Origin of the sequence: Streptomyces sp. NRRL F-5727, assembly GCF_000719555.1 — a bacterium.
Lineage (GTDB): Bacteria > Actinomycetota > Actinomycetes > Streptomycetales > Streptomycetaceae > Streptomyces.
In genome coordinates, this window is sequence record NZ_JOGX01000047.1 from 17324 (window position 1) to 37634 (window position 20311).

The window sequence follows — 20311 nt, forward strand, 5'->3', positions numbered from 1 at the left end:
GGCGTCACACCGCCCTCATCAGCAGGGTCGCGGCGATGAGGATCGCCGTACCGCCGAACATGGAGACCGCGTACGAGCGGACATAGCCGTTCTGGAGCTTGCGCAGCCGGCCGGAGAGCCCGCCGACGCCGGCCGCCGTGCCGTTGACCACGCCGTCCACGAGCGTGTGGTCGACGTAGACCAGCGAGCGGGTCAGGTGGGTGCCGCCGGTGACGAAGACGGCGTGGTTGAAGTCGTCCTGGAGCAGGTCGCGGCGGGCGGCCCGGGTGAGCAGCGAGCCGCGCGGGGCGACCACCGGGACGGGCCGGCGCCCGTACTGGAGGTAGGCGAGGCCGACGCCGATCACCATGACGGCGACGGTCGCGGCGGTGACGGTCGCCGCGCTGATCGGCGGGTGGCCGTGCGCGTACCCGGTGACCGGCTCCAGCCACTCGACGAAGCCGGCGAACTCGAAGAAGGCACCCGCGGCGACCGACCCGACGGCCAGCAGGACCATGGGGATGACCATGGACCTGGGCGACTCGTGCGGGTGCGGCGGGTTGCCGTCGGCGTCGTCCTGCCAGCGCTTCTCGCCGAAGAAGGTCATCAGCATCACGCGGGTCATGTAGTACGCGGTGATGGCGGCGCCGAGCAGGGTGACCGCGCCGAGGATCCAGCCCTCGGTGCCGCCCTTGGCGAAGGCCGCCTCGATGATCTTGTCCTTGGAGAAGAAGCCGGACAGGCCGGGGAAGCCGATGATGGCGAGGTAGCCGAGACCGAAGGTGACGAAGGTGACCGGCATGTACTTCCGCAGGCCGCCGTACTTCCGCATGTCGACCTCGTCGTTCATGCCGTGCATGACCGAACCGGCGCCGAGGAACAGCCCGGCCTTGAAGAAGCCGTGGGTCACCAGGTGCATGATCGCGAAGACGTAGCCGATCGGGCCGAGGCCGGCCGCCAGGATCATGTAGCCGATCTGCGACATCGTCGACCCGGCGAGGGCCTTCTTGATGTCGTCCTTCGCGCAACCGACGATCGCACCGAAGAGCAGCGTGACCGCGCCGACGATGGTGACGACGAGCTGCGCGTCCGGCGCCGCGTTGAAGATGTCGGCGGAGCGGACGATCAGGTACACACCGGCGGTGACCATGGTGGCCGCGTGGATGAGGGCCGAGACCGGGGTCGGGCCCTCCATCGCGTCCCCGAGCCAGGACTGCAGCGGCACCTGGGCCGACTTGCCGCACGCCGCGAGCAGCAGCATCAGGCCGATCGCCGTCAGCTTGCCCTCCGAGGTCTCCCCGGCCGAGGCGAGCACGGGGCCGAAGGCGAAGGTGCCGAAGGTGGTGAACATCAGCATGATCGCGATCGACAGGCCCATGTCGCCGACCCGGTTGACCAGGAACGCCTTCTTCGCGGCGGTCGCCGCGCTGGGCTTGTGCTGCCAGAAGCCGATGAGCAGGTACGAGGCGAGGCCGACGCCCTCCCAGCCGAAGTACAGCAGCAGGTAGTTGTCGGCGAGGACCAGCAGCAGCATCGCCGCGACGAACAGGTTCAGGTAGCCGAAGAAGCGGCGGCGCCGCTCGTCGTGCTCCATGTACCCGATCGAGTAGACGTGGATGAGCGTGCCCACGCCGGTGATCAGCAGCACGAAGGTCATCGACAGCTGGTCGAGCTGGAAGGCGATGTCCGCCTGGAAGCCCTCGACGGGGATCCAGGTGTACAGGTGCTGGTGCATCGCCCGGTCCTCGGCGCCCTTGCCGAGCATGTCGGCGAAGAGCGCGAGACCGATGACGAAGGAGACGGCCGCGAGGAGCGTGCCGAGCCAGTGCCCGGTCTTGTCGAGCCGGCGGCCGCCGCACAGCAGGACGGCCGCTCCGAGCAGGGGCGCCGCGATGAGCAGCGCAATCAGGTTGTCCACGGTTCAGCCCCTCACAGCTTCATCAGGCTGGCGTCGTCGACCGAGGCCGAGTGGCGGGATCGGAAGACGGACACGATGATCGCGAGCCCGACGACGACCTCCGCGGCGGCCACGACCATCGTGAAGAAGGCGATGATCTGGCCGTCGAGGTTGCCGTGCATCCGGGAGAAGGCGACGAACGCGAGGTTGCAGGCGTTGAGCATCAGCTCCACGCACATGAAGACCACGATCGCGTTCCGCCGGATCAGCACCCCGACCGCACCGATGGTGAACAACAGGGCGGCGAGGTACAGGTAGTTGACGGGATTCACCGGCCGGCCTCCTCTTCTTCCCGGTCGCGTCCGAGCCGCTCCGCGGAGCGCTGCTCCAGGGCCTTGAGATCGGCGAGCGCCTCCGTCGACACGTCCCGCACCTGGCCCCGCTTGCGCAGGGTGGAGATGACGGTGAGCTCGGACGGGGTGCCGTCGGGCAGCAGGCCCGCGATGTCCACCGCGTTGTGCCGGGCGTAGACGCCGGGGGCGGGCAGCGGCGGCAGGTGCTTGCCCTCGCGGACGCGCTGCTCGGCCAGCTCGCGCTGGGTCCGGGCCCGCTCGGTGCGCTCCCGGTGGGTGAGGAGCATCGCGCCGACGGAGGCGGTGATCAGCAGGGCGCCGGTGATCTCGAAGGCGAAGACGTACTTGGTGAAGATGAGGGCCGCCAGGCCCTCCACGTTCCCCCCGTGGGCGGCGTTCGCCGCGCCGAGGCCGGTGAACTCGGTCAGTGCCGCGTTCCCGATCCCGGCGACGAGCAGGACGCCGAAGCCGAGGCCGCAGGCGGCGGCCCACCAGCGCTGGCCCTTGATGGTCTCCTTCAGCGAGTCCGCGGCCGTGACACCGACCAGCATGACGACGAAGAGGAAGAGCATCATGATCGCGCCCGTGTAGACGACGATCTGCACGATGCCGAGGAAGTACGCGCCGTTGGCCAGGTAGAAGACCGCGAGGACGATCATCGTGCCGGCCAGGCACAGGGCCGAGTGCACGGCCTTCCTCATGAGGACGGTGCACAGCGCGCCGACGACGGCGACGGTACCGAGCACCCAGAACTGGAACGCCTCGCCGGTGGAGGTGGCGTAGGCCGCGAGCGCGCTCATCGGCCGACCACCTTCCCCGACGCGGGCTCGTTGTCGCCGAAGGTCGACTCGCCCTCCTGCGGGCCCTCCCCCTTGGACACGGCGACCTGGCGCTCGGTACCGGGCGCGGCCTCGGTGACGAGGCCCCGGTAGTAGTCCTGCTCGGTCATGCCGGGGAAGATCGCGTGCGGGGTGTCGACCATGCGGTCGTCGAGGCCCGCGAGCAGCTGCTCCTTGGTGTAGATCAGGTTCTCGCGGGAGGAGTCGGCCAGCTCGAACTCGTTGGTCATCGTCAGCGCGCGGGTGGGGCACGCCTCGATGCACAGCCCGCACAGGATGCAGCGGGCGTAGTTGATCTGGTAGACGCGGCCGTACCGCTCGCCGGGCGAGTAGCGCTCCTCGTCCGTGTTGTCCGCGCCCTCCACGTAGATGGCGTCGGCGGGACAGGCCCAGGCGCACAGCTCGCAGCCGACGCACTTCTCCAGGCCGTCCGGGTGGCGGTTGAGCTGGTGCCGGCCGTGGAAGCGGGGTGCCGTCGTCTTCTGCTGCTCCGGGTACTGCTCGGTCAGCCGCTTCTTGAACATGGCCTTGAAGGTCACGCCGAAGCCGGCCACCGGATTCTGGAAGTCAGACACGATCCGTCCCCCTTTCGTCACTCTCGGTAGCAGTATCGGGGCCACCACTGACAACGAGGTCCCGCTGGTGTCGGGGCCTGCGCCGGGGCACGGGCGGCAGGGTCTGTCCGGGCTTGGGCGGTACGGGGAAGCCGCCGGCCATCGGGTCGAAGGCCGGCTCGGCGGCGGGCCCGGCGGCGGTGGCCTTCGCCTTCTTGTCGCGGAACAGGTCGGCGACGAAGGAGAGCAGCAGCACGACGAGGACGGCACCGGCCACGTACAGCACGATGTTGGTGAAGGCGATGTTCTCGTTGCGCAGCGCCCGGACGGTGGCGACCAGCATCAGCCAGACCACGGAGACCGGGATGAGCACCTTCCAGCCGAGCTTCATCAGCTGGTCGTAGCGGACGCGGGGCAGGGTGCCGCGGAGCCAGATGAAGAAGAACAGCAGCAGCTGCACCTTGAGGACGAACCACAGCATCGGCCACCAGCCGTGGTTGGCGCCCTCCCAGAAGGTGGAGACCGGGTACGGGGCCCGCCAGCCGCCCAGGAAGAGGGTCACCGACACGGCGGAGACCGTCACCATGTTCACGTACTCGGCGAGCATGAACATCGCGAACTTGATGGACGAGTACTCGGTGTTGAAGCCGCCGACGAGGTCGCCCTCGGACTCCGGCATGTCGAAGGGGGCGCGGTTCGTCTCGCCGACCATCGTCACGATGTAGATGAGGAAGGACACCGGCAGCAGGATGATGAACCAGCGGTCCTGCTGGGCCTCGACGATCGCCGAGGTGGACATCGACCCCGAGTAGAGGAAGACGGAGGCGAAGGCCGCGCCCATGGCGATCTCGTACGAGATCATCTGCGCGCAGGAGCGCAGACCGCCGAGGAGCGGGTACGTGGAGCCGGACGACCAGCCGGCGAGCACGATGCCGTAGATGCCGACGGAGGCGACCGCGAGGATGTACAGCATCGCGATCGGCAGGTCGGTGAGCTGCATCGTGGTGCGCTGGCCGAAGATCGACACCTCGTTGCCGGCCGGGCCGAAGGGGATCACGGCGATGGCCATGAAGGCGGGGATGGCGGCGACGATCGGGGCCAGGACGTAGACGACCTTGTCGGCCCGCTTGACGATCACGTCCTCCTTGAGCATCAGCTTGATGCCGTCCGCGAGGGACTGGAGGAGGCCCCAGGGGCCGTGCCGGTTGGGGCCGATGCGCAGCTGCATCCAGGCGACGACCTTGCGCTCCCAGACGATGGAGAAGAGCACGGTCACCATCAGGAACGCGAAGCAGAAGACGGCCTTGATCGCGACGAGCCACCAGGGGTCCGTCCCGAACATGGACAGGTCCTCGGCGGCGAGGAGGGTGTTCACGCCTGCACCTCCGTCGAAGGGGTGGCCGGGCCGATGCGGACCAGGTCGCCGGGGCGGGCGCCGGTGCCGGCGAGGACGCCGTGGCCGGCCGAGTTCAGCGGGAGCCAGACGACCCGGTCGGGCATCTCGGTGACCTGGAGGGGGAAGGCGACCGCGCCGGCGGGGCCGGTGACTTCGAGGAGGTCGCCGTCCTTGACGCCGGTGTCGGCCGCGGTGCCGGCGGAGAGCCGGGCGACGGCCGCGTGGCGGGTGCCGGCGAGGGCCTCGTCGCCCTCCTGGAGCCTGCCGAGGTCGAGCAGGAGCCGGTGGCCCGCGAGGACGGCCTCGCCGTCGCCGGGCCGGGGCGCCGGGACCGCGTGCGCGCTGGGCTCGGAGGCCCGCTCCTCGGTCCAGCGGCCGAGCCGGTCCAGTTCGCGCCGGGCCGCCTTCAGGTCGGGCAGGGCGAGGTGGGCGTCCATGGCGTCGGCGAGCATGTGGAGCACGCGCGCGTCGGTGGGAGCGAGCGTCCTCGTCATCTGCTCGGGCTTGAGCGCGGCCTCGAACATCCGGACGCGGCCTTCCCAGTTGAGGAAGGTGCCGGGCTTCTCGGCGACGGCGGCGACCGGCAGGACGACGTCGGCGCGCTCGGTGACGGCGCCGGGGCGCAGTTCGAGGGAGACGACGAAGGCCGCGTCGAGGGCCTCACGCGCGCGTGCCGGGTCGGGCAGGTCGTCGACGTCGACGCCGCCGACCAGCAGCCCGGCGAGTTCGCCGCCGGCGGCGGCCTCCAGGATCTGGCCGGTGTCGCGGCCGTACCCGTGCGGGAGTTCGCGGACGCCCCAGGCGGCGGCGACCTCCTCACGCGCGCGGGGGTCGGTCGCGGGGCGGCCGCCGGGCAGCAGGCTCGGCAGCGCGCCGGCCTCGATCGCGCCGCGCTCGCCGGCCCGGCGCGGGATCCACACGAGCCGCGCGCCGGTGGCGGCGGAGGCCCGCAGCGCGGCGGTGAGCGCGCCGGGCACCCCGGCGAGCCGCTCGCCGACGGCGATGACGGCGCCCTCCTGGCGCAGGGCCTCGGAGGCGGCCCAGCCGGTGGAGTCGAGGCCGACCCGGGAGGTGAGGGCGTCGAGCCATTCGGCCTCGGTGCCGGGGGCGGCGGGCAGCAGGGTGCCGCCGGCCTTCTCCAGGCCGCGGGTGGCGTGGGTGGCGACGGCGTACGTCTTCTGCCCGTGCTTGCGCCATGCCTTGCGGAGCCGCAGGAAGACGCCGGGGGCCTCCTCCTCGGACTCCAGGCCGACGAGCAGCACCGTCGGCGCGGCTTCGAGCGAGGTGTACGTGACCCCGCTGCCGTCCAGGTCGCGTCCGCGTCCGGCGACGTGAGCGGCCAGGAAGTCGGCCTCCTCGCCGGAGTGGATCCGGGCCCGGAAGTCGACGTCGTTGGTGTCGAGGGCGACCCGGGCGAACTTGGCGTAGGCGTAGGCGTCCTCGACGGTGAGCCTGCCGCCGGCGAGGACGCCGGTGCGGCCGCGGACGAGCCCGCGGGCGGCGGCCTCCAGCGCCTCCGGCCAGGAGGCCGGTTCGAGGACGCCCCGCGCGTTCCGCACGAGGGGGGTGGTCAGCCGGTCGCGCTGCTGCGCGTACCGGAAGCCGAACCGGCCCTTGTCGCAGATCCACTCCTCGTTGACCTCGGGGTCGTCCTGCGCGAGCCGGCGCATGACCTTGCCGCGCCGGTGGTCGGTGCGGGTGGCGCAGCCGCCGGCGCAGTGCTCGCACACCGAGGGCGAGGAGACCAGGTCGAAGGGGCGGGAGCGGAAGCGGTACGCCGCCGAGGTCAGCGCGCCCACCGGGCAGATCTGGATGGTGTTGCCGGAGAAGTACGACTCGAAGGGGTCGCCCTCGCCGGTGCCGACCTGCTGGAGCGCGCCGCGCTCGATCAGTTCGATCATCGGGTCGCCGGCGACCTGGTTGGAGAAGCGGGTGCAGCGGGCGCAGAGCACGCACCGCTCGCGGTCGAGCAGCACCTGGGTGGAAATCGGGACCGGCTTCTCGTAGGTCCGCTTGACGCCCTCGAAGCGGGAGTCGGCCTGGCCGTGGGACATGGCCTGGTTCTGCAGGGGGCACTCGCCGCCCTTGTCGCAGACCGGGCAGTCCAGCGGGTGGTTGATGAGCAGCAGCTCCATCACGCCGTGCTGGGCCTTCTCGGCGACCGGCGAGGTCAGCTGCGACTTCACCACCATGCCGTCGGTGCAGGTGATGGTGCAGGAGGCCATCGGCTTGCGCTGGCCCTCGACCTCGACGATGCACTGGCGGCAGGCGCCGGCGGGGTCGAGGAGGGGGTGGTCGCAGAAGCGGGGGATCTCGATGCCGAGCTGTTCGGCGGCGCGGATGACCAGGGTCCCCTTGGGGACGGAGATCTCGGCGCCGTCGATGGTCAGCGTGACGAGGTCCTCCGGGGGTACGGCCGGGCTGCCGCCGCCCGCGGCACCGGGCGTGGTGACGGTCATGCGGTCACCTCCTTGTGGTTGTCCGCCCAGGCGGTCGACTTGGCCGGGTCGAAGGGGCAGCCCTTGCCCGTGATGTGCTGCTCGTACTCCTCGCGGAAGTACTTCAGCGAGGAGAAGATCGGCGAGGCGGCGCCGTCGCCGAGGGCGCAGAACGACTTGCCGTTGATGTTGTCGGCGATGTCGTTCAGCTTGTCGAGGTCGGACATGACGCCCTTGCCTGCCTCGATGTCGCGGAGGAGCTGGACGAGCCAGTAGGTGCCCTCGCGGCAGGGGGTGCACTTGCCGCAGGACTCGTGGGCGTAGAACTCGGTCCAGCGGGTGACGGCCCGGACGACGCAGGTGGTCTCGTCGAAGCACTGGAGGGCCTTGGTGCCGAGCATGGAGCCGGCGGCGCCGACGCCCTCGTAGTCGAGGGGCACGTCGAGGTGCTCCTCGGTGAACATGGGCGTGGAGGAGCCGCCGGGGGTCCAGAACTTGAGCCGGTGTCCGGGGCGCATGCCGCCGCTCATGTCGAGGAGCTGGCGCAGGGTGATGCCGAGGGGGGCCTCGTACTGGCCGGGCGAGGCGACGTGCCCGCTCAGCGAGTAGAGCGTGAAGCCGGGGGACTTCTCGCTGCCCATCGAGGTGAACCAGTCCTTGCCGCGGTGGAGGATCGCGGGAACGGAGGCGATGGACTCGACGTTGTTCACCACGGTGGGGCAGGCGTAGAGGCCGGCGACCGCGGGGAAGGGGGGCCGCAGCCGGGGCTGGCCGCGGCGGCCTTCGAGGGAGTCGAGGAGGGCGGTCTCCTCGCCGCAGATGTACGCGCCGGCGCCGGCGTGCACGGTGAGTTCGACGTCGAGTCCGCTGCCGAGGATGTTCGTGCCGAGGTAGCCGGCCCGGTACGCCTCGCGGACCGCCTCGTGGAGGCGGCGGAGGACGGGGACGACCTCGCCGCGCAGGTAGATGAAGGCGTGGCTGGAGCGGATCGCGTAGCAGGCGATCACGATGCCCTCGATGAGGGAGTGCGGGTTGGCGAAGAGGAGGGGGATGTCCTTGCAGGTGCCGGGCTCGGACTCGTCGGCGTTGACGACGAGGTAGTGCGGCTTGCCGTCGCCCTGCGGGATGAACTGCCACTTCATGCCGGTGGGGAAGCCGGCGCCGCCGCGTCCGCGGAGCCCGGAGTCCTTCACGTAGGCGATGAGGTCGTCGGGGCTCATGGCGAGGGCCTTGCGCAGGCCGCGGTAGCCGTCGTGGCGTTCGTACGTCTCCAGGGTCCAGGAGTCGGGCTGGTCCCAGAAGGCGGAGAGCACCGGGGAGAGGAGCTTCTCGGGGCTGCTGGAGTTGATCTCGGCGGCCAACGTCATCACTCTCCCTCCTGACCGGCTGACTCGCCGCGCGGATGGACGATTCGGGTGTGCTGGGGGGTCTCGCCCTTGGCCAGGCGGAGGCCGACGAGGGAGGCGGGGCCGGCGCCGCCGGTGGCCGCGACGGCGCCGGGGCGCTCGTCGGGGAAGCCGGCGAGGATCCGGGCGGTCTCCTTGAAGGTGCAGAGGGGGGCGCCGCGGGTGGGTTCGACGGTGCGGCCCGCGCGGAGGTCGTCGACCATCTTCTTGGCCGACTCGGGGGTCTGGTTGTCGAAGAACTCCCAGTTGACCATCACGACGGGCGCGAAGTCGCAGGCCGCGTTGCACTCGATGTGCTCGAGCGTGATCTTCCCGTCCTCGGTGGTCTCGTCGTTGCCGACGCCGAGGTGCTCCTTGAGCTCCTCGAAGATGGCGTCGCCGCCCATGACCGCGCAGAGGGTGTTGGTGCAGACGCCGACCTGGTAGTCGCCGGACGGCTTGCGGCGGTACATCGTGTAGAAGGTGGCGACGGCGGTGACCTCGGCGGTGGTCAGGCCGAGCATGTCGGCGCAGAAGGCCATGCCGGTACGGGTGACGTGGCCCTCCTCCGACTGCACGAGGTGCAGCATCGGCAGGAGCGCGGAGCGGGAGCCGGGGTAGCGGTCGATGATCGCCTTCGCGTCCTCCTCCAGCCGGGCCCGGACGTCGTCCGGGTAGGCGGGGGCGGGAAGCTGGGGCATCCCGAGGCTGACGTTCCCGCTCGTCGGGGTCTGTGTCATCGGTCGACGCCTCCCATCACGGGGTCGATGGAGGCGACGGCGACGATGACGTCGGCGACCTGGCCGCCCTCGCACATCGCGGCCATGGCCTGGAGGTTGGTGAAGGACGGGTCGCGGAAGTGGACCCGGAAGGGGCGGGTGCCGCCGTCGGAGACCACGTGCACGCCGAGCTCGCCCTTGGGGGACTCGACGGCCGTGTACGCCTGGCCGGCCGGGACCCGGAAGCCCTCGGTGACCAGCTTGAAGTGGTGGATCAGGGCCTCCATGGAGGTGCCCATGATCTTCTTGATGTGGTCGAGGGAGTTGCCGAGGCCGTCGGGGCCGAGGGCGAGCTGGGCGGGCCAGGCGATCTTCTTGTCGCCCACCATGACCGGGCCGGGCTCCAGCCGGTCGAGGCACTGCTCGACGATCCGCAGCGACTGGCGCATCTCCTCCAGGCGGACGAGGAAGCGGCCGTAGGCGTCGCAGGTGTCGGCGGTGGGGACCTCGAAGTCGTAGTTCTCGTAGCCGCAGTACGGGTCGGTCTTCCGCAGGTCGTGCGGGAGGCCCGCCGACCGGAGGATCGGTCCGGTGGCGCCGAGGGCCAGGCAGCCGGTGAGGTCGAGGTAGCCGACGTCCTGCATGCGGGCCTTGAAGATGGGGTTGCCGGTGGCGAGCTTGTCGTACTCCGGCAGGTTCTTCTTCATGGTCTTCACGAACTCGCGCACGGCGTCGACGCCGCCGGGCGGGAGGTCCTGGGCGAGGCCGCCGGGCCGGATGTAGGCGTGGTTCATGCGCAGGCCGGTGATCAGCTCGTACAGGTCCAGGATCATCTCGCGGTCCCGGAAGCCGTAGATCATGATCGTGGTGGCGCCGAGCTCCATGCCGCCGGTGGCGATGCACACCAGGTGCGAGGAGAGCCGGTTGAGCTCCATGAGGAGGACCCGGATGACGCTGGCCCGGTCCGGGATCTGGTCGGTGATGCCGAGCAGCTTCTCCACGCCGAGGCAGTACGCCGTCTCGTTGTAGAACGAGGTGAGGTAGTCCATGCGCGTGACGAAGGTGGTGCCCTGCGTCCAGGTCCGGTACTCGAGGTTCTTCTCGATGCCGGTGTGGAGGTAGCCGATGCCGCAGCGGGCCTCGGTGACGGTCTCGCCGTCGATCTCCAGGATGAGCCGGAGCACGCCGTGGGTGGACGGGTGCTGGGGGCCCATGTTGACGACGATCCGCTCGTCGTCGGCCTTCGCCGCGGACTGGACGACCTCGTCCCAGTCGCCGCCGGTGACCGTGTAGACCGCCCCCTCGGTCGTTTCGCGGGGGCTGGATGCGGTGCTGTTCACGAGTACGACCTCCGCTGGTCCGGAGCCGGGATCTGGGCGCCCTTGTACTCGACGGCGATGCCGCCGAGCGGATAGTCCTTGCGCTGCGGGTGGCCCTGCCAGTCGTCCGGCATCATGATCCGGGTGAGGGCCTGGTGGCCTTCGAAGACGATTCCGAAGAAGTCGTACGTCTCGCGCTCGTGCCAGTCGTTCGTCGGGTAGACGGCGGTCAGCGACGGGATCCGCGGGTCCTCGTCGGGGGCCGAGACCTCCAGCCGGATCAGCCGCCCGTGGGTGAGCGACCGCAGGTGGTAGACGGCGTGCAGCTCGCGGCCCTTGTCGCCCGGGTAGTGGACGCCGGAGACGCCGGTGCACAGCTCGAAGCGGAGCGCCGGGTCGTCGCGGAGCGTGCGGGCGACCCGGACGAGGTGCTCGCGCTCGATGTGGAAGGTGAGCTCGCCGCGGTCGACGACCGTCTTCTCGATGGCGTTCTCGGGGACGAGCCCCTGCTCCTCCAGGGCGCCTTCGAGCTCGTCCGCGACCTCGTCGAACCAGCCGCCGTAGGGGCGGGCGGCCGCGCCGGGGAGGCGGATGGAGCGGACGAGGCCGCCGTAGCCGGAGGTGTCGCCGCCGTTGTTCGCGCCGAACATGCCGCGCTGGAGCCGTACCTCCTCCCCGTGCTCACCGCGCTGGCCGGGCAGGTTCTGCTCGGACAGCTCCTTCTCGGGGTTCGGGGTTTCGTCGCTCAACGGAGCAGACCCTTCATCTCGATGGTCGGCAGCGCCTTGAGCGCCGCCTCCTCCGCCTCGCGGGCCGCCTCCTCGGCGTTCACGCCGAGCTTGGACGTCTGGATCTTCTGGTGGAGCTTGAGGATCGCGTCCATCAGCATCTCCGGGCGCGGCGGGCAGCCCGGCAGGTAGATGTCGACCGGCACGATGTGGTCGACGCCCTGCACGATGGCGTAGTTGTTGAACATGCCGCCCGAGGAGGCGCAGACGCCCATGGAGATGACCCACTTGGGGTTGGGCATCTGGTCGTAGACCTGCCGCAGGACGGGCGCCATCTTCTGGCTGACCCGGCCGGCGACGATCATCAGGTCGGCCTGGCGCGGGGAGCCGCGGAAGACCTCCATGCCGAAGCGGGCGAGGTCGTAGCGGCCGGCGCCGGTCGTCATCATCTCGATGGCGCAGCAGGCGAGGCCGAAGGTCGCGGGGAAGACGGATGCCTTCCGGACCCAGCCCGCGGCCTGCTCGACGGTGGTCAGCAGGAAACCGCTGGGCAGCTTCTCTTCGAGTCCCATGGGTGCTCCTCAGCCCCTCAGTCCCATTCCAGGCCGCCGCGCCGCCACACGTAGGCGTAGGCGACGAAGACGGTGAGCACGAAGAGCAGCATCTCCACGAGCCCGAAAAGCCCCAGGGCGTCGAAGGTGACGGCCCAGGGGTAGAGGAAGACGATCTCGATGTCGAAGACGATGAAGAGCATCGCCGTCAGGTAGTACTTGATGGGGAAGCGGCCTCCCCCGGCGGGAGTGGGCGTCGGCTCGATGCCGCACTCGTACGCCTCAAGTTTCGCCCTGTTGTACCGCTTTGGCCCGATTAGCGTGGCCATGACCACGGAGAAGATCGCAAACCCCGCTCCCAGGGCACCGAGCACGAGGATGGGCGCGTACGCATTCACGCTCCTCGCTCCTTCCAGTCGTCCTTGACCGTTGGACCGCACTGTCGGCTCGCGGAGCCCCGCGGCGACCTCCGGGAAGATCGCCCACATGTGAGGCAGTTCACAAGCCCGACGTCCGCGTATCTTAAGCCCGCCCCTCTGTGATCTGCGACACGGGGGTCACCAACGGATTTGTGATCTCCACCACCTGACGAAGGATCATGAAGTCGGATGAGCGGTGATCATGTCGCGTGAAGCGCCCAGGTGATCACCAGGTGTGACATTCGGACCGGAAATCGCTGGTCGGAACGGGTGGCGCTCTATCAAGAGATGGAGCGTGCAAGCAAATTGGCAGTGGACGCGTCCGGGTGATATAGGCATCGGCGTCGCCCGTCCGAGGGGCCGGAGGGACCGAAGTGGACGCCTCGGCTCCGTGTGCACGCGTTCACGAGACGGCGATGTGACCTGCGTCACGCTGCCGGAGTCGAAAAAGAACGGGGCTTGGCCATCGGCTTCAAGAGGTGGTAAGCGAAGGGCAATTCGGGCATCTCATCGAAAACACGTGATCAAGGGCGCAATGAGCCGTGCCCGTTTTGCCCGTTACGGCGTCAATAAGGGCGCCAAGGAAGCGGATTAGACGGTTCCGGTCGTAACTGTGGCGCAACCCACGTTTCTTGAAGGGAACCGTGAAGCCCTGATAGCGGTTGTACCCATGTCCCACACCGCTCACATACCCAGCCACCGGAAGCCCCGCCGCAGCGCCTCGAAGCTCGCGCTCCGCGCCGGAGTTGCCGGTGGCGTCCTCAGCACCATCGCGGTGGCCGGTGCTGCCGGCCCGGCGAACGCCGAGCCGGTGACCGAGACCATTGAGATGCCCACGCTGGGATCGCTCGGCACTGACCTCTCCAGCGCCGTGGCCGCCTCCGCCGAGGCGTCCCAGCAGGAGGCCCTCGACCAGAGCCTGGAGGCCCAGGAGGCCGCCGCCCTGGAGAAGGCCGCCAAGGAGGCCAAGAAGGCCAAGGCCGAGGCCGACCGCAAGGCCGAGGCCGAGCGCGCCGAGAAGGCCCGCCAGGAGGCCGAGGCGAAGGCCGAGCGCGAGCGCGCCGAGGCCGAGGCCCGCGCCGAGGCTCAGGCCCGCGCCTCCCGCGACGCCGCCCGCACCCAGCTGTCCACCACCTCGGCGTCGGACTCGGGCTCGGACTCCTCCTCGTCCTCGGACTCGGACTCCTCGTCCTCCTCCACCTCCGAGTCGACCCAGGTCACGTCCGGCTCCGCCGCCGCGATCGTCGCCTTCGCCAAGGCGCAGGTCGGCGACGCGTACGTCTCCGGCGGCACCGGCCCCAACTCCTGGGACTGCTCCGGCCTCGTCCAGGCCGCCTACCGCGCGGCCGGCATCGACCTGCCCCGCATCTCGTACGACCAGTCGAGCATGGGCACGTCCGTCTCGCTGAGCAACCTCCAGCCGGGCGACATCCTCTACTGGGGCAGCCGCAGCGGCTCGTACCACGTCGCCATCTACGTCGGCGGCGGCAAGTACGTCGGCGCGCAGAACCCGTCCACGGGCGTCGTCGAGCGCTCCCTGGACTGGGACACGCCGTCGGGCGCCGTCCGCATCCTCTGATCCCCGCGATCGGAGCCGTACGAAAGGGCCGTCACTCCTCGGGGGAGCGACGGCCCTTCGGCGTTCCGCGGCCGGTCAGGCCTTCGGGGCGACCTTCGAGAGGCCGTTGATGATGCGGTCCATCGCGTCGCCGCCGGTCGGGTCGGTGAGGTTCGCCAGCATCTTGAGCGTGAACTTCATCAGGACGGGGTGGGTCAGGCCGCGCTGGGTCGCGATCTTCATGACCTTCGGGTTGCCGATGAGCTTCACGAAGGCGCGGCCCAGGGCGTAGTAGCCGCCGTAGGTGTCCTTGAGGATGCGGGGGTAGCTCTGGAGGGCCAGTTCGCGCTGGGCGGGGGTCGCGCGGGCGTGGGCCTGGACGATGACGTCGGCGGCGATCTGGCCGGACTCCATCGCGTAGGCGATGCCCTCGCCGTTGAACGGGTTGACCAGGCCGCCCGCGTCGCCGACGAGCAGCAGGCCCTTCGTGTAGTGCGGCTGGCGGTTGAACGCCATCGGGAGGGCCGCGCCGCGGATCGGCGTCGTCATGTTGTCGGGGGTGAAGCCCCAGTCCTCCGGCATCGACGCGCACCACGCCTTCAGCACCTCGCGCCAGTCCAGCTCGCGGAAGGCGGAGGAGGAGTTGAGGATGCCGAGGCCGACGTTGGACGTGCCGTCGCCCATGCCGAAGATCCAGCCGTAGCCGGGGAGGAGACGGTCCTCGGCGCCGCGCTTGTCCCACAGCTCCAGCCACGACTCCAGGTAGTCGTCGTCGTGCCGCGGGGTGGTGAAGTACGTGCGGACGGCGACGCCCATCGGGCGGTCCTCGCGCCGGTGCAGGCCCATCGCGAGGGAGAGGCGGGTCGAGTTGCCGTCGGCGGCGACGACCAGCGGCGCGTGGAAGGTGACCTCGGTCTTCTCCTCGCCGAGCCTGGCGTGGACGCCGGTGATGCGGCCGGTGCGGTCGTCGACGACCGGGGCGCCGACGTTGCAGCGCTCGTAGAGACGGGCGCCGGCCTTCTGCGCCTGCCGCGCCAGCATCTCGTCGAAGTCGTCGCGCTTGCGGACGAGTCCGTAGTCCGGGTACGAGGCGAGGTCCGGCCAGTCCAGCTGGAGCCGGACGCCGCCGCCGATGATCCGCAGGCCCTTGTTGCGGAGCCAGCCGGCCTCTTCGGAGATGTCGATGCCCATCGAGACGAGCTGCTTGGTGGCGCGCGGGGTGAGGCCGTCGCCGCAGACCTTCTCCCGCGGGAACGCCGTCTTCTCCAGGAGCAGCACGTCGAGGCCGGCCTTGGCCAGGTAGTACGCGGTGGTGGAGCCGGCCGGGCCCGCCCCGACGACGATCACATCTGCGCTGTGCTCGGAGAGGGGCTTCTCGGTCACGGCGAATCTCCCGAAAGGTCGGCGAAGAGGGTCGTAGGGAAGTCTAGGCCGGGGGGCCCGTGACGGACCGTCGCGGGGCGCGGGGTGCGTCCCTTCGCCGCACCTCCCGTGCGGGGCGGCGCCCGCGGGCCCTCCGTATGGGCAGGCGTCCCACCGCGGGCCCTCCGTATGGGCAGGCGTCCCGCCGCGGACCCTCCGTGTGGGCAGGCGTTCCGCAGGGCTGGGGGTACCCCCTGGACGAAGTCCTTGGGGGAGGGTGGGCACACGGAACGGCGCGCCCGGCCGCGCCCAGGCTTTCTGCGCCTGAACCCGCACCCCTGGTACGGCGCCGTACGGGTGCGGGTCCAGGCCCGGGGCGCGGAGGCACCGCTGAGGGTGCCGTTCCGTTGTGCCCACCCTCCCCCAAGCTCTCGGCTTCGCTCGAGCAGGGGGGACCCCCATCGCCCCAGCGGAACGCCTGCCCACAACGGAGCGGCGGCGGCCGCCCGCAGCGGGCGCCATGGCGCCCGGCGCGGGGGTGGGCGGGCGCCTCGCTGGAACGAACGACGGGACGGCGGCGGCCGACCGTATCGGGGTGCCACGGCCTCCGGGGGCACCGCGCCGGGTCAGGGGTGTTTGTAGCCTCGGTGGAGGGCGACGATGCCGCCGGTCAGGTTGCGGTAGGCGACCTTGGACCAGCCCGCCTTCTGGAGGAGGGCCGCCAGCGTGGGCTGGTCCGGCCAGGACTGGATGGACTCGGCGAGGTAGACGTACGCGTCGGGGTTGGAGGAGACCGCCCGCGCCACCGGCGGCAGCGCGCGCATCAGGTACTCCTCGTACACCGTGCGGAACGGGCCCCACGTCGGGTGGGAGAACTCGCAGATCACGACCCGGCCGCCGGGCTTCGTCACCCGGTAGAGCTCGCGCAGCGCCTGTTCGGTGTCCTGGATGTTCCGGAGGCCGAAGGAGATGGTGACCGCGTCGAAGACGTCGTCCCGGAAGGGCAGCTTCGTGCCGTCGCCCGCCGTGAACGGCATCCACGGGTGCCGCTGCTTGCCGACGCGCAGCATGCCGAGCGAGAAGTCGCACGGGACGACGTACGCGCCCGCCCGCGCGAAGGGCTGCGAGGAGGTGGCGGTGCCGGCGGCGAGGTCGAGGATCTTCTGCGCGGGGCGCGCGTCGACCGCCTTCGCGACCTCCTTGCGCCAGCGGCGGTCCTGGCCGAGCGAGAGCACGTCGTTGGTGAGGTCGTAGTTGGCCGCCACGTCGTCGAACATGGAGGCGACTTCGTGCGGCTGTTTGTCCAGGTTGGCTCGGGTCACGGAACCCATTCAAGCAGCCGCCGGAATCTCTCCCCGTACCGCTTCAACCTTTCGGGCCCGGGCGTGCTCAAGGACGGTCGGGAGCGCTCTTCGGGAGCGCGGTTCGGGAGCGAGGAGAGCAGGGGTGCGGTGGCAGTGTCGACTGTTGAGGTGAGAGCTGTGGGGGCGGACGTGGCGACGGCCGCCGGGTTCGAGGAGTTCGCGCGCGCCGCGCAGCAGCGGCTGTACCGGACGGCGTACCTGCTCTGCGGGGACGCGGAGGGCGCGCGGGACCTGACCCAGACCACGCTCGCGAAGCTGTACCAGCACTGGCGGCGGGCGGGCGCGGCCGAGCATCCGCACGCGTACGCGAAGACCGTGCTGACGCGGACGTTCCTGGCGGAGCGGCGGCGCCGGCTGCGGGATCTGCTCGTGCTCACCCGGGCCGGCGGCAGCACCGTGCCGGAGGCCGCCCCCGACCACGCCGACCTGCGCGTGACGCTGCTCGCGGCGCTCGCCGAGCTGCCGCCCCGGGCGCGGGCGATGGTCGTGCTGCGCTACTGGGACGACCAGAGCGTGGCCTCCGTCGCGACGCTGCTGCGGTGCAGCGAGGCCACCGTCAAGAGCCAGTGCTCGCGCTCCCTCGCCCGACTCCGTACGCGCCTGGCGGACGCCGGGCTCTCCCTGACAGGAAGTTGAGGTCCGCCGTGGAGGACAACCACGACAGCGTTCTGCTGCGCGACGCCCTGGACCGGACGGCGGACGGGCTGCCGCCGCTGCCCGACCTCGTACCGCTCGCGGTGCGCGAGGGGCGCCGGCGCCGGGCCCGCTCCCGGCTCGCGGTCGGTGCGGCCGCCTTCGCCGTGGTCACGGCGGGAGCCGTCGGCCTGACGCTGCTGCCGGGGTCCGGTCCCGGTGTCCCGGCGCCGGCCGCCTCGGCCGTCCGCGAGACGCGGCTGACCGGGGCCGACTGGGTCCGCCGCGAGAAGTACCAGGAGGAGATGGCCCAGCTGCTGCAGCAGCGGCTGCCGCGGAAGGTCACCCGCGTCCGGCCCGTGGGCGACGGCGGCGACCCGGTGAGCGAGTACCTGATCGAGGCGGGCGGCGAGAGCTTCCGCATGGTCGTGTCGGTGCGGCGGCCCGGGACCGGCGAGGTCGAGCCGGGCCCGCACGCCATGGGTGACATCGGGACGCTGCGGCTCGGGCCGGTCAGCAGCCTGGGCGGCAGGGTGCTGGTGGGATACACGTACAAGGACGCCGACGTCAGCCTCGTCGTGTACGACGGGAAGAACGGGGAGGCGCCGGTGACGGCGACCGACCTGTTCGCCGTCACCGAGCACTGGCGCTTCCCGGCGATGGTGGAGTGGGCGTACGCGTATCGGATGGAGGCGAACGATCCGCCGCTCGACCCGGTCAGCCCGCCCCCGGTGGGCCCCGACGGACCTTCCGCCGTCGTGGGCCTTCAGCGGGCCCGGTAGACCAGCCGCCCGTCGATGACCGTCGCCACGCAGGTCGACGCGCCCCGGCGGACCAGGGCCGTCGCGTCGGGGACGTCGAAGACGGCGAAGCGGGCCGGGCCGCCGGGGGCCGGGCGCGGCAGCAGGATCAGGGGGGCCGGGGAGAGGGACGGGGGGCCCGGGAGGGTGTCGGGGCGGCGGCCGGTCGCGAGGCCGGCGCGGCGGACCGCGTCGGCGGCGGCGCGGGTGCGGAGTTCGCCCGCCACCGCGACCGTGCCGTGGGCCAGCATCCGCTGGACGCCCCGGCGGGCGCTGGCGCCGAGGCGGGCCGGGTCGGCGCGGAAGAGCTCCGCGGCCCGCTCCCCCGTGATAGGCGCGGTGCCGAACTCGTCGGCCTCGCGCGGGTCCGGGTGGTAGGTGCGCTCCAGGAGCTCGGGGGCGTACGGGTTGAGCAGGCCGGGCAGCAGGATGCCCGGCCAGCGGCGGAGGCGGGCGTCCTGGTGGGCCTCCGCCAGTTCCTCGTACGGGCCGACGGCGGCGATCGTCGCGCCGTCGACGAGGACGGCGAGCTCCGGGGAGGCTTCGGCGGCGTGGAGGGTGAGCACCTGGGTGTCCCGGGTCAGTTGGCGTCGAGGAGCTTGAGCTCCGGGTGCGCCGTGCCGCCCTCGATGGCGACGGACGAGATGTGCGAGGCGACGCGGTCGTCGACCGGGTCGTTCGCCGGGTCGTCGTGGACGGCCAGGTGCTCGTAGGTCGTGGAGCGCTGGGCGGGGACGCGGCCGGCCTTGCGGATCAGGTCGATGATCTCCAGGCGGTTGGAGCGGTGCCTGGCACCGGCGGAGGAGACGACGTTCTCCTCCAGCATGATCGAGCCGAGGTCGTCGGCGCCGTAGTGCAGGGAGAGCTGGCCGACCTCCTTGCCCGTGGTCAGCCAGGAGCCCTGGATGTGGGCCACGTTGTCGAGGAAGAGCCGCGCGACGGCGATCATGCGCAGGTACTCGAAGAGGGTGGCCTGCGTGCGGCCCTTGAGGTGGTTGTTCTCGGGCTGGTACGTGTACGGGATGAAGGCCCGGAAGCCGCCCGTCCGGTCCTGCACCTCGCGGATCATCCGCAGGTGCTCGATCCGCTCGGCGTTGGTCTCGCCGGTGCCCATCAGCATGGTGGAGGTGGACTCGACGCCCAGCTTGTGGGCGATCTCCATGATCTCCAGCCAGCGCTCGCCGGACTCCTTGAGCGGTGCGATGGCCTTGCGCGGCCGCTCGGGGAGCAGTTCGGCGCCGGCACCGGCGAAGGAGTCGAGGCCGGCGGCGTGGATGCGGGTGATGGCCTCCTCGACGGAGACGCCGGAGATGCGGGCCATGTGCTCGACCTCGGAGGCGCCGAGGGAGTGGATGACGAGCTGCGGGAAGTCCTTCTTGATGGCGGCGAAGTGCTTCTCGTAGTACTCGACGCCGTAGTCCGGGTGGTGGCCGCCCTGGAACATGATCTGCGTGCCGCCGAGTTCGACGGTCTCCGCGCAGCGGCGCAGGATGTCGTCGAGGTCCCGGGTCCAGCCCTTCTTGGTGTCCTTGGGGGCGGCGTAGAAGGCGCAGAACTTGCAGGCCGTGACGCAGACGTTGGTGTAGTTGATGTTCCGCTCGATGATGTACGTCGCGATGTGCTCGGTACCGGCGTAGCGGCGGCGGCGCACGGCGTCGGCGGCCGCGCCGAGGGCGTGCAGGGGCGCCGAACGGTACAGGTCGAGCGCCTCCTCGGGGGTGATGCGACCGCCTGCGGCGGCACGGTCGAGAACAGACTGGAGCTCGGCCTTCTCGGTCACCGTTTCGTCCCTTTCGGAGGGTTGCTGACAGACCGAACCAGCGTACGCCAGCGGGGGTGGGCCGCCGGGGCGGGGTCCGGGTCGGAGTGAATTTCCGATGAACGTTCTCCCGCGCGATTCCCGGGGTGGAATGGGAAGGCACGGATACGGGCCGCGGCCGCCCCGGCCCCGGGAAATGCGGGCGGGAATTGCCGGGCGGCGGCGGGCCGGGTGCCTATGCGGCGGACTATGCGGCGG

At 70.9% G+C, this 20311-nt stretch carries 19 protein-coding genes; 3 read left to right on the forward strand and 16 right to left on the reverse strand.

Annotation, left to right across the window (positions count from 1 at the left end):
- Window positions 1-4: 4 nt before the first annotated feature.
- Genes nuoL through IF73_RS0126765 form a run of 12 tightly spaced genes read right to left on the reverse strand, consistent with a single transcriptional unit; the run spans window position 5 to window position 12556 of the window.
- On the reverse strand, window positions 5-1897 hold the full coding sequence (gene nuoL, locus IF73_RS0126710; protein ID WP_031012457.1) for an NADH-quinone oxidoreductase subunit L: 1893 nt from the start codon (window positions 1895-1897) through the stop codon (window positions 5-7).
- 11 nt (window positions 1898-1908) lie between these two features.
- On the reverse strand, window positions 1909-2208 hold the full coding sequence (gene nuoK / locus IF73_RS0126715) for an NADH-quinone oxidoreductase subunit NuoK (RefSeq protein WP_031012459.1): 300 nt from the start codon (window positions 2206-2208) through the stop codon (window positions 1909-1911).
- Complete coding sequence (locus IF73_RS0126720) at window positions 2205-3029, reverse strand: NADH-quinone oxidoreductase subunit J (protein ID WP_031012461.1); 825 nt, start codon at window positions 3027-3029, stop codon at window positions 2205-2207. Before IF73_RS0126720 ends, nuoK begins: the two co-directional genes overlap by 4 nt.
- Window positions 3026-3676, reverse strand: coding sequence for an NADH-quinone oxidoreductase subunit NuoI (nuoI, locus tag IF73_RS0126725; protein ID WP_402311015.1), 651 nt, complete (start codon window positions 3674-3676; stop codon window positions 3026-3028). The genes IF73_RS0126720 and nuoI overlap by 4 nt, the downstream gene beginning before the upstream one ends.
- Window positions 3636-4964 (reverse strand): NADH-quinone oxidoreductase subunit NuoH, encoded by a 1329-nt coding sequence (gene nuoH, locus IF73_RS0126730; RefSeq protein WP_234338356.1) that lies wholly within the window; start codon window positions 4962-4964, stop codon window positions 3636-3638. The genes nuoI and nuoH overlap by 41 nt, the downstream gene beginning before the upstream one ends.
- A gap of 29 nt (window positions 4965-4993) precedes the next feature.
- Entirely contained in the window at window positions 4994-7477 is a 2484-nt protein-coding gene (locus IF73_RS0126735; RefSeq protein WP_031012467.1) for an NADH-quinone oxidoreductase subunit G, read from the reverse strand.
- On the reverse strand, window positions 7474-8823 hold the full coding sequence (gene nuoF / locus IF73_RS0126740) for an NADH-quinone oxidoreductase subunit NuoF (protein ID WP_031012469.1): 1350 nt from the start codon (window positions 8821-8823) through the stop codon (window positions 7474-7476). The genes IF73_RS0126735 and nuoF overlap by 4 nt, the downstream gene beginning before the upstream one ends.
- Window positions 8823-9581 (reverse strand): NADH-quinone oxidoreductase subunit NuoE, encoded by a 759-nt coding sequence (gene nuoE / locus IF73_RS0126745; protein ID WP_031012471.1) that lies wholly within the window; start codon window positions 9579-9581, stop codon window positions 8823-8825. Before nuoE ends, nuoF begins: the two co-directional genes overlap by 1 nt.
- Window positions 9578-10900 carry an NADH-quinone oxidoreductase subunit D gene (locus IF73_RS0126750; protein WP_031012473.1) on the reverse strand — a complete coding sequence of 441 codons (1323 nt, stop codon included), beginning with the start codon at window positions 10898-10900 and terminating at the stop codon, window positions 9578-9580. Before IF73_RS0126750 ends, nuoE begins: the two co-directional genes overlap by 4 nt.
- Entirely contained in the window at window positions 10897-11628 is a 732-nt protein-coding gene (locus IF73_RS0126755) for an NADH-quinone oxidoreductase subunit C (protein WP_031012487.1), read from the reverse strand. The genes IF73_RS0126750 and IF73_RS0126755 overlap by 4 nt, the downstream gene beginning before the upstream one ends.
- On the reverse strand, window positions 11625-12179 hold the full coding sequence (locus IF73_RS0126760; RefSeq protein WP_003998928.1) for a NuoB/complex I 20 kDa subunit family protein: 555 nt from the start codon (window positions 12177-12179) through the stop codon (window positions 11625-11627). The genes IF73_RS0126755 and IF73_RS0126760 overlap by 4 nt, the downstream gene beginning before the upstream one ends.
- 17 nt (window positions 12180-12196) lie before the next feature.
- Entirely contained in the window at window positions 12197-12556 is a 360-nt protein-coding gene (locus IF73_RS0126765) for an NADH-quinone oxidoreductase subunit A (protein ID WP_030494815.1), read from the reverse strand.
- A 691-nt stretch (window positions 12557-13247) separates the two neighbouring features.
- On the opposite strand from IF73_RS0126765, the gene IF73_RS0126770 reads away from it, so the two are divergent.
- The gene (locus IF73_RS0126770; protein ID WP_031012490.1) at window positions 13248-14156 is read left to right on the forward strand and encodes a C40 family peptidase; all 909 of its coding nucleotides are present in this window, start codon (window positions 13248-13250) and stop codon (window positions 14154-14156) included.
- Between the two features lie 75 nt (window positions 14157-14231).
- On the opposite strand, the gene IF73_RS0126775 is transcribed toward IF73_RS0126770, so the two are convergent.
- Window positions 14232-15518 (reverse strand): geranylgeranyl reductase family protein, encoded by a 1287-nt coding sequence (locus IF73_RS0126775; protein WP_031012492.1) that lies wholly within the window; start codon window positions 15516-15518, stop codon window positions 14232-14234.
- Window positions 15519-16123: 605 nt separating this feature from the next.
- Window positions 16124-16819 (reverse strand): demethylmenaquinone methyltransferase, encoded by a 696-nt coding sequence (locus tag IF73_RS0126780; protein ID WP_031012494.1) that lies wholly within the window; start codon window positions 16817-16819, stop codon window positions 16124-16126.
- Between the two features lie 150 nt (window positions 16820-16969).
- Between IF73_RS0126780 and IF73_RS0126785 the strand changes: the two genes are divergently transcribed.
- A complete protein-coding gene (locus IF73_RS0126785; protein ID WP_234338351.1) occupies window positions 16970-17497 on the forward strand; it encodes a SigE family RNA polymerase sigma factor in 528 nt (175 codons plus the stop codon).
- Window positions 17498-17505: 8 nt separating this feature from the next.
- A complete protein-coding gene (locus IF73_RS0126790; protein WP_031012498.1) occupies window positions 17506-18276 on the forward strand; it encodes a hypothetical protein in 771 nt (256 codons plus the stop codon).
- Here the strand turns inward: IF73_RS0126790 and IF73_RS0126795 are convergent.
- Together IF73_RS0126795 and mqnC are read right to left on the reverse strand one after the other, a co-directional pair.
- On the reverse strand, window positions 18261-18860 hold the full coding sequence (locus tag IF73_RS0126795; protein ID WP_031012500.1) for an imidazolonepropionase-like domain-containing protein: 600 nt from the start codon (window positions 18858-18860) through the stop codon (window positions 18261-18263). The genes IF73_RS0126790 and IF73_RS0126795 overlap by 16 nt on opposite strands.
- Window positions 18861-18874: 14 nt before the next feature.
- Entirely contained in the window at window positions 18875-20074 is a 1200-nt protein-coding gene (gene mqnC, locus IF73_RS0126800; protein ID WP_031012501.1) for a cyclic dehypoxanthinyl futalosine synthase, read from the reverse strand.
- Window positions 20075-20311 lie beyond the last annotated feature (237 nt).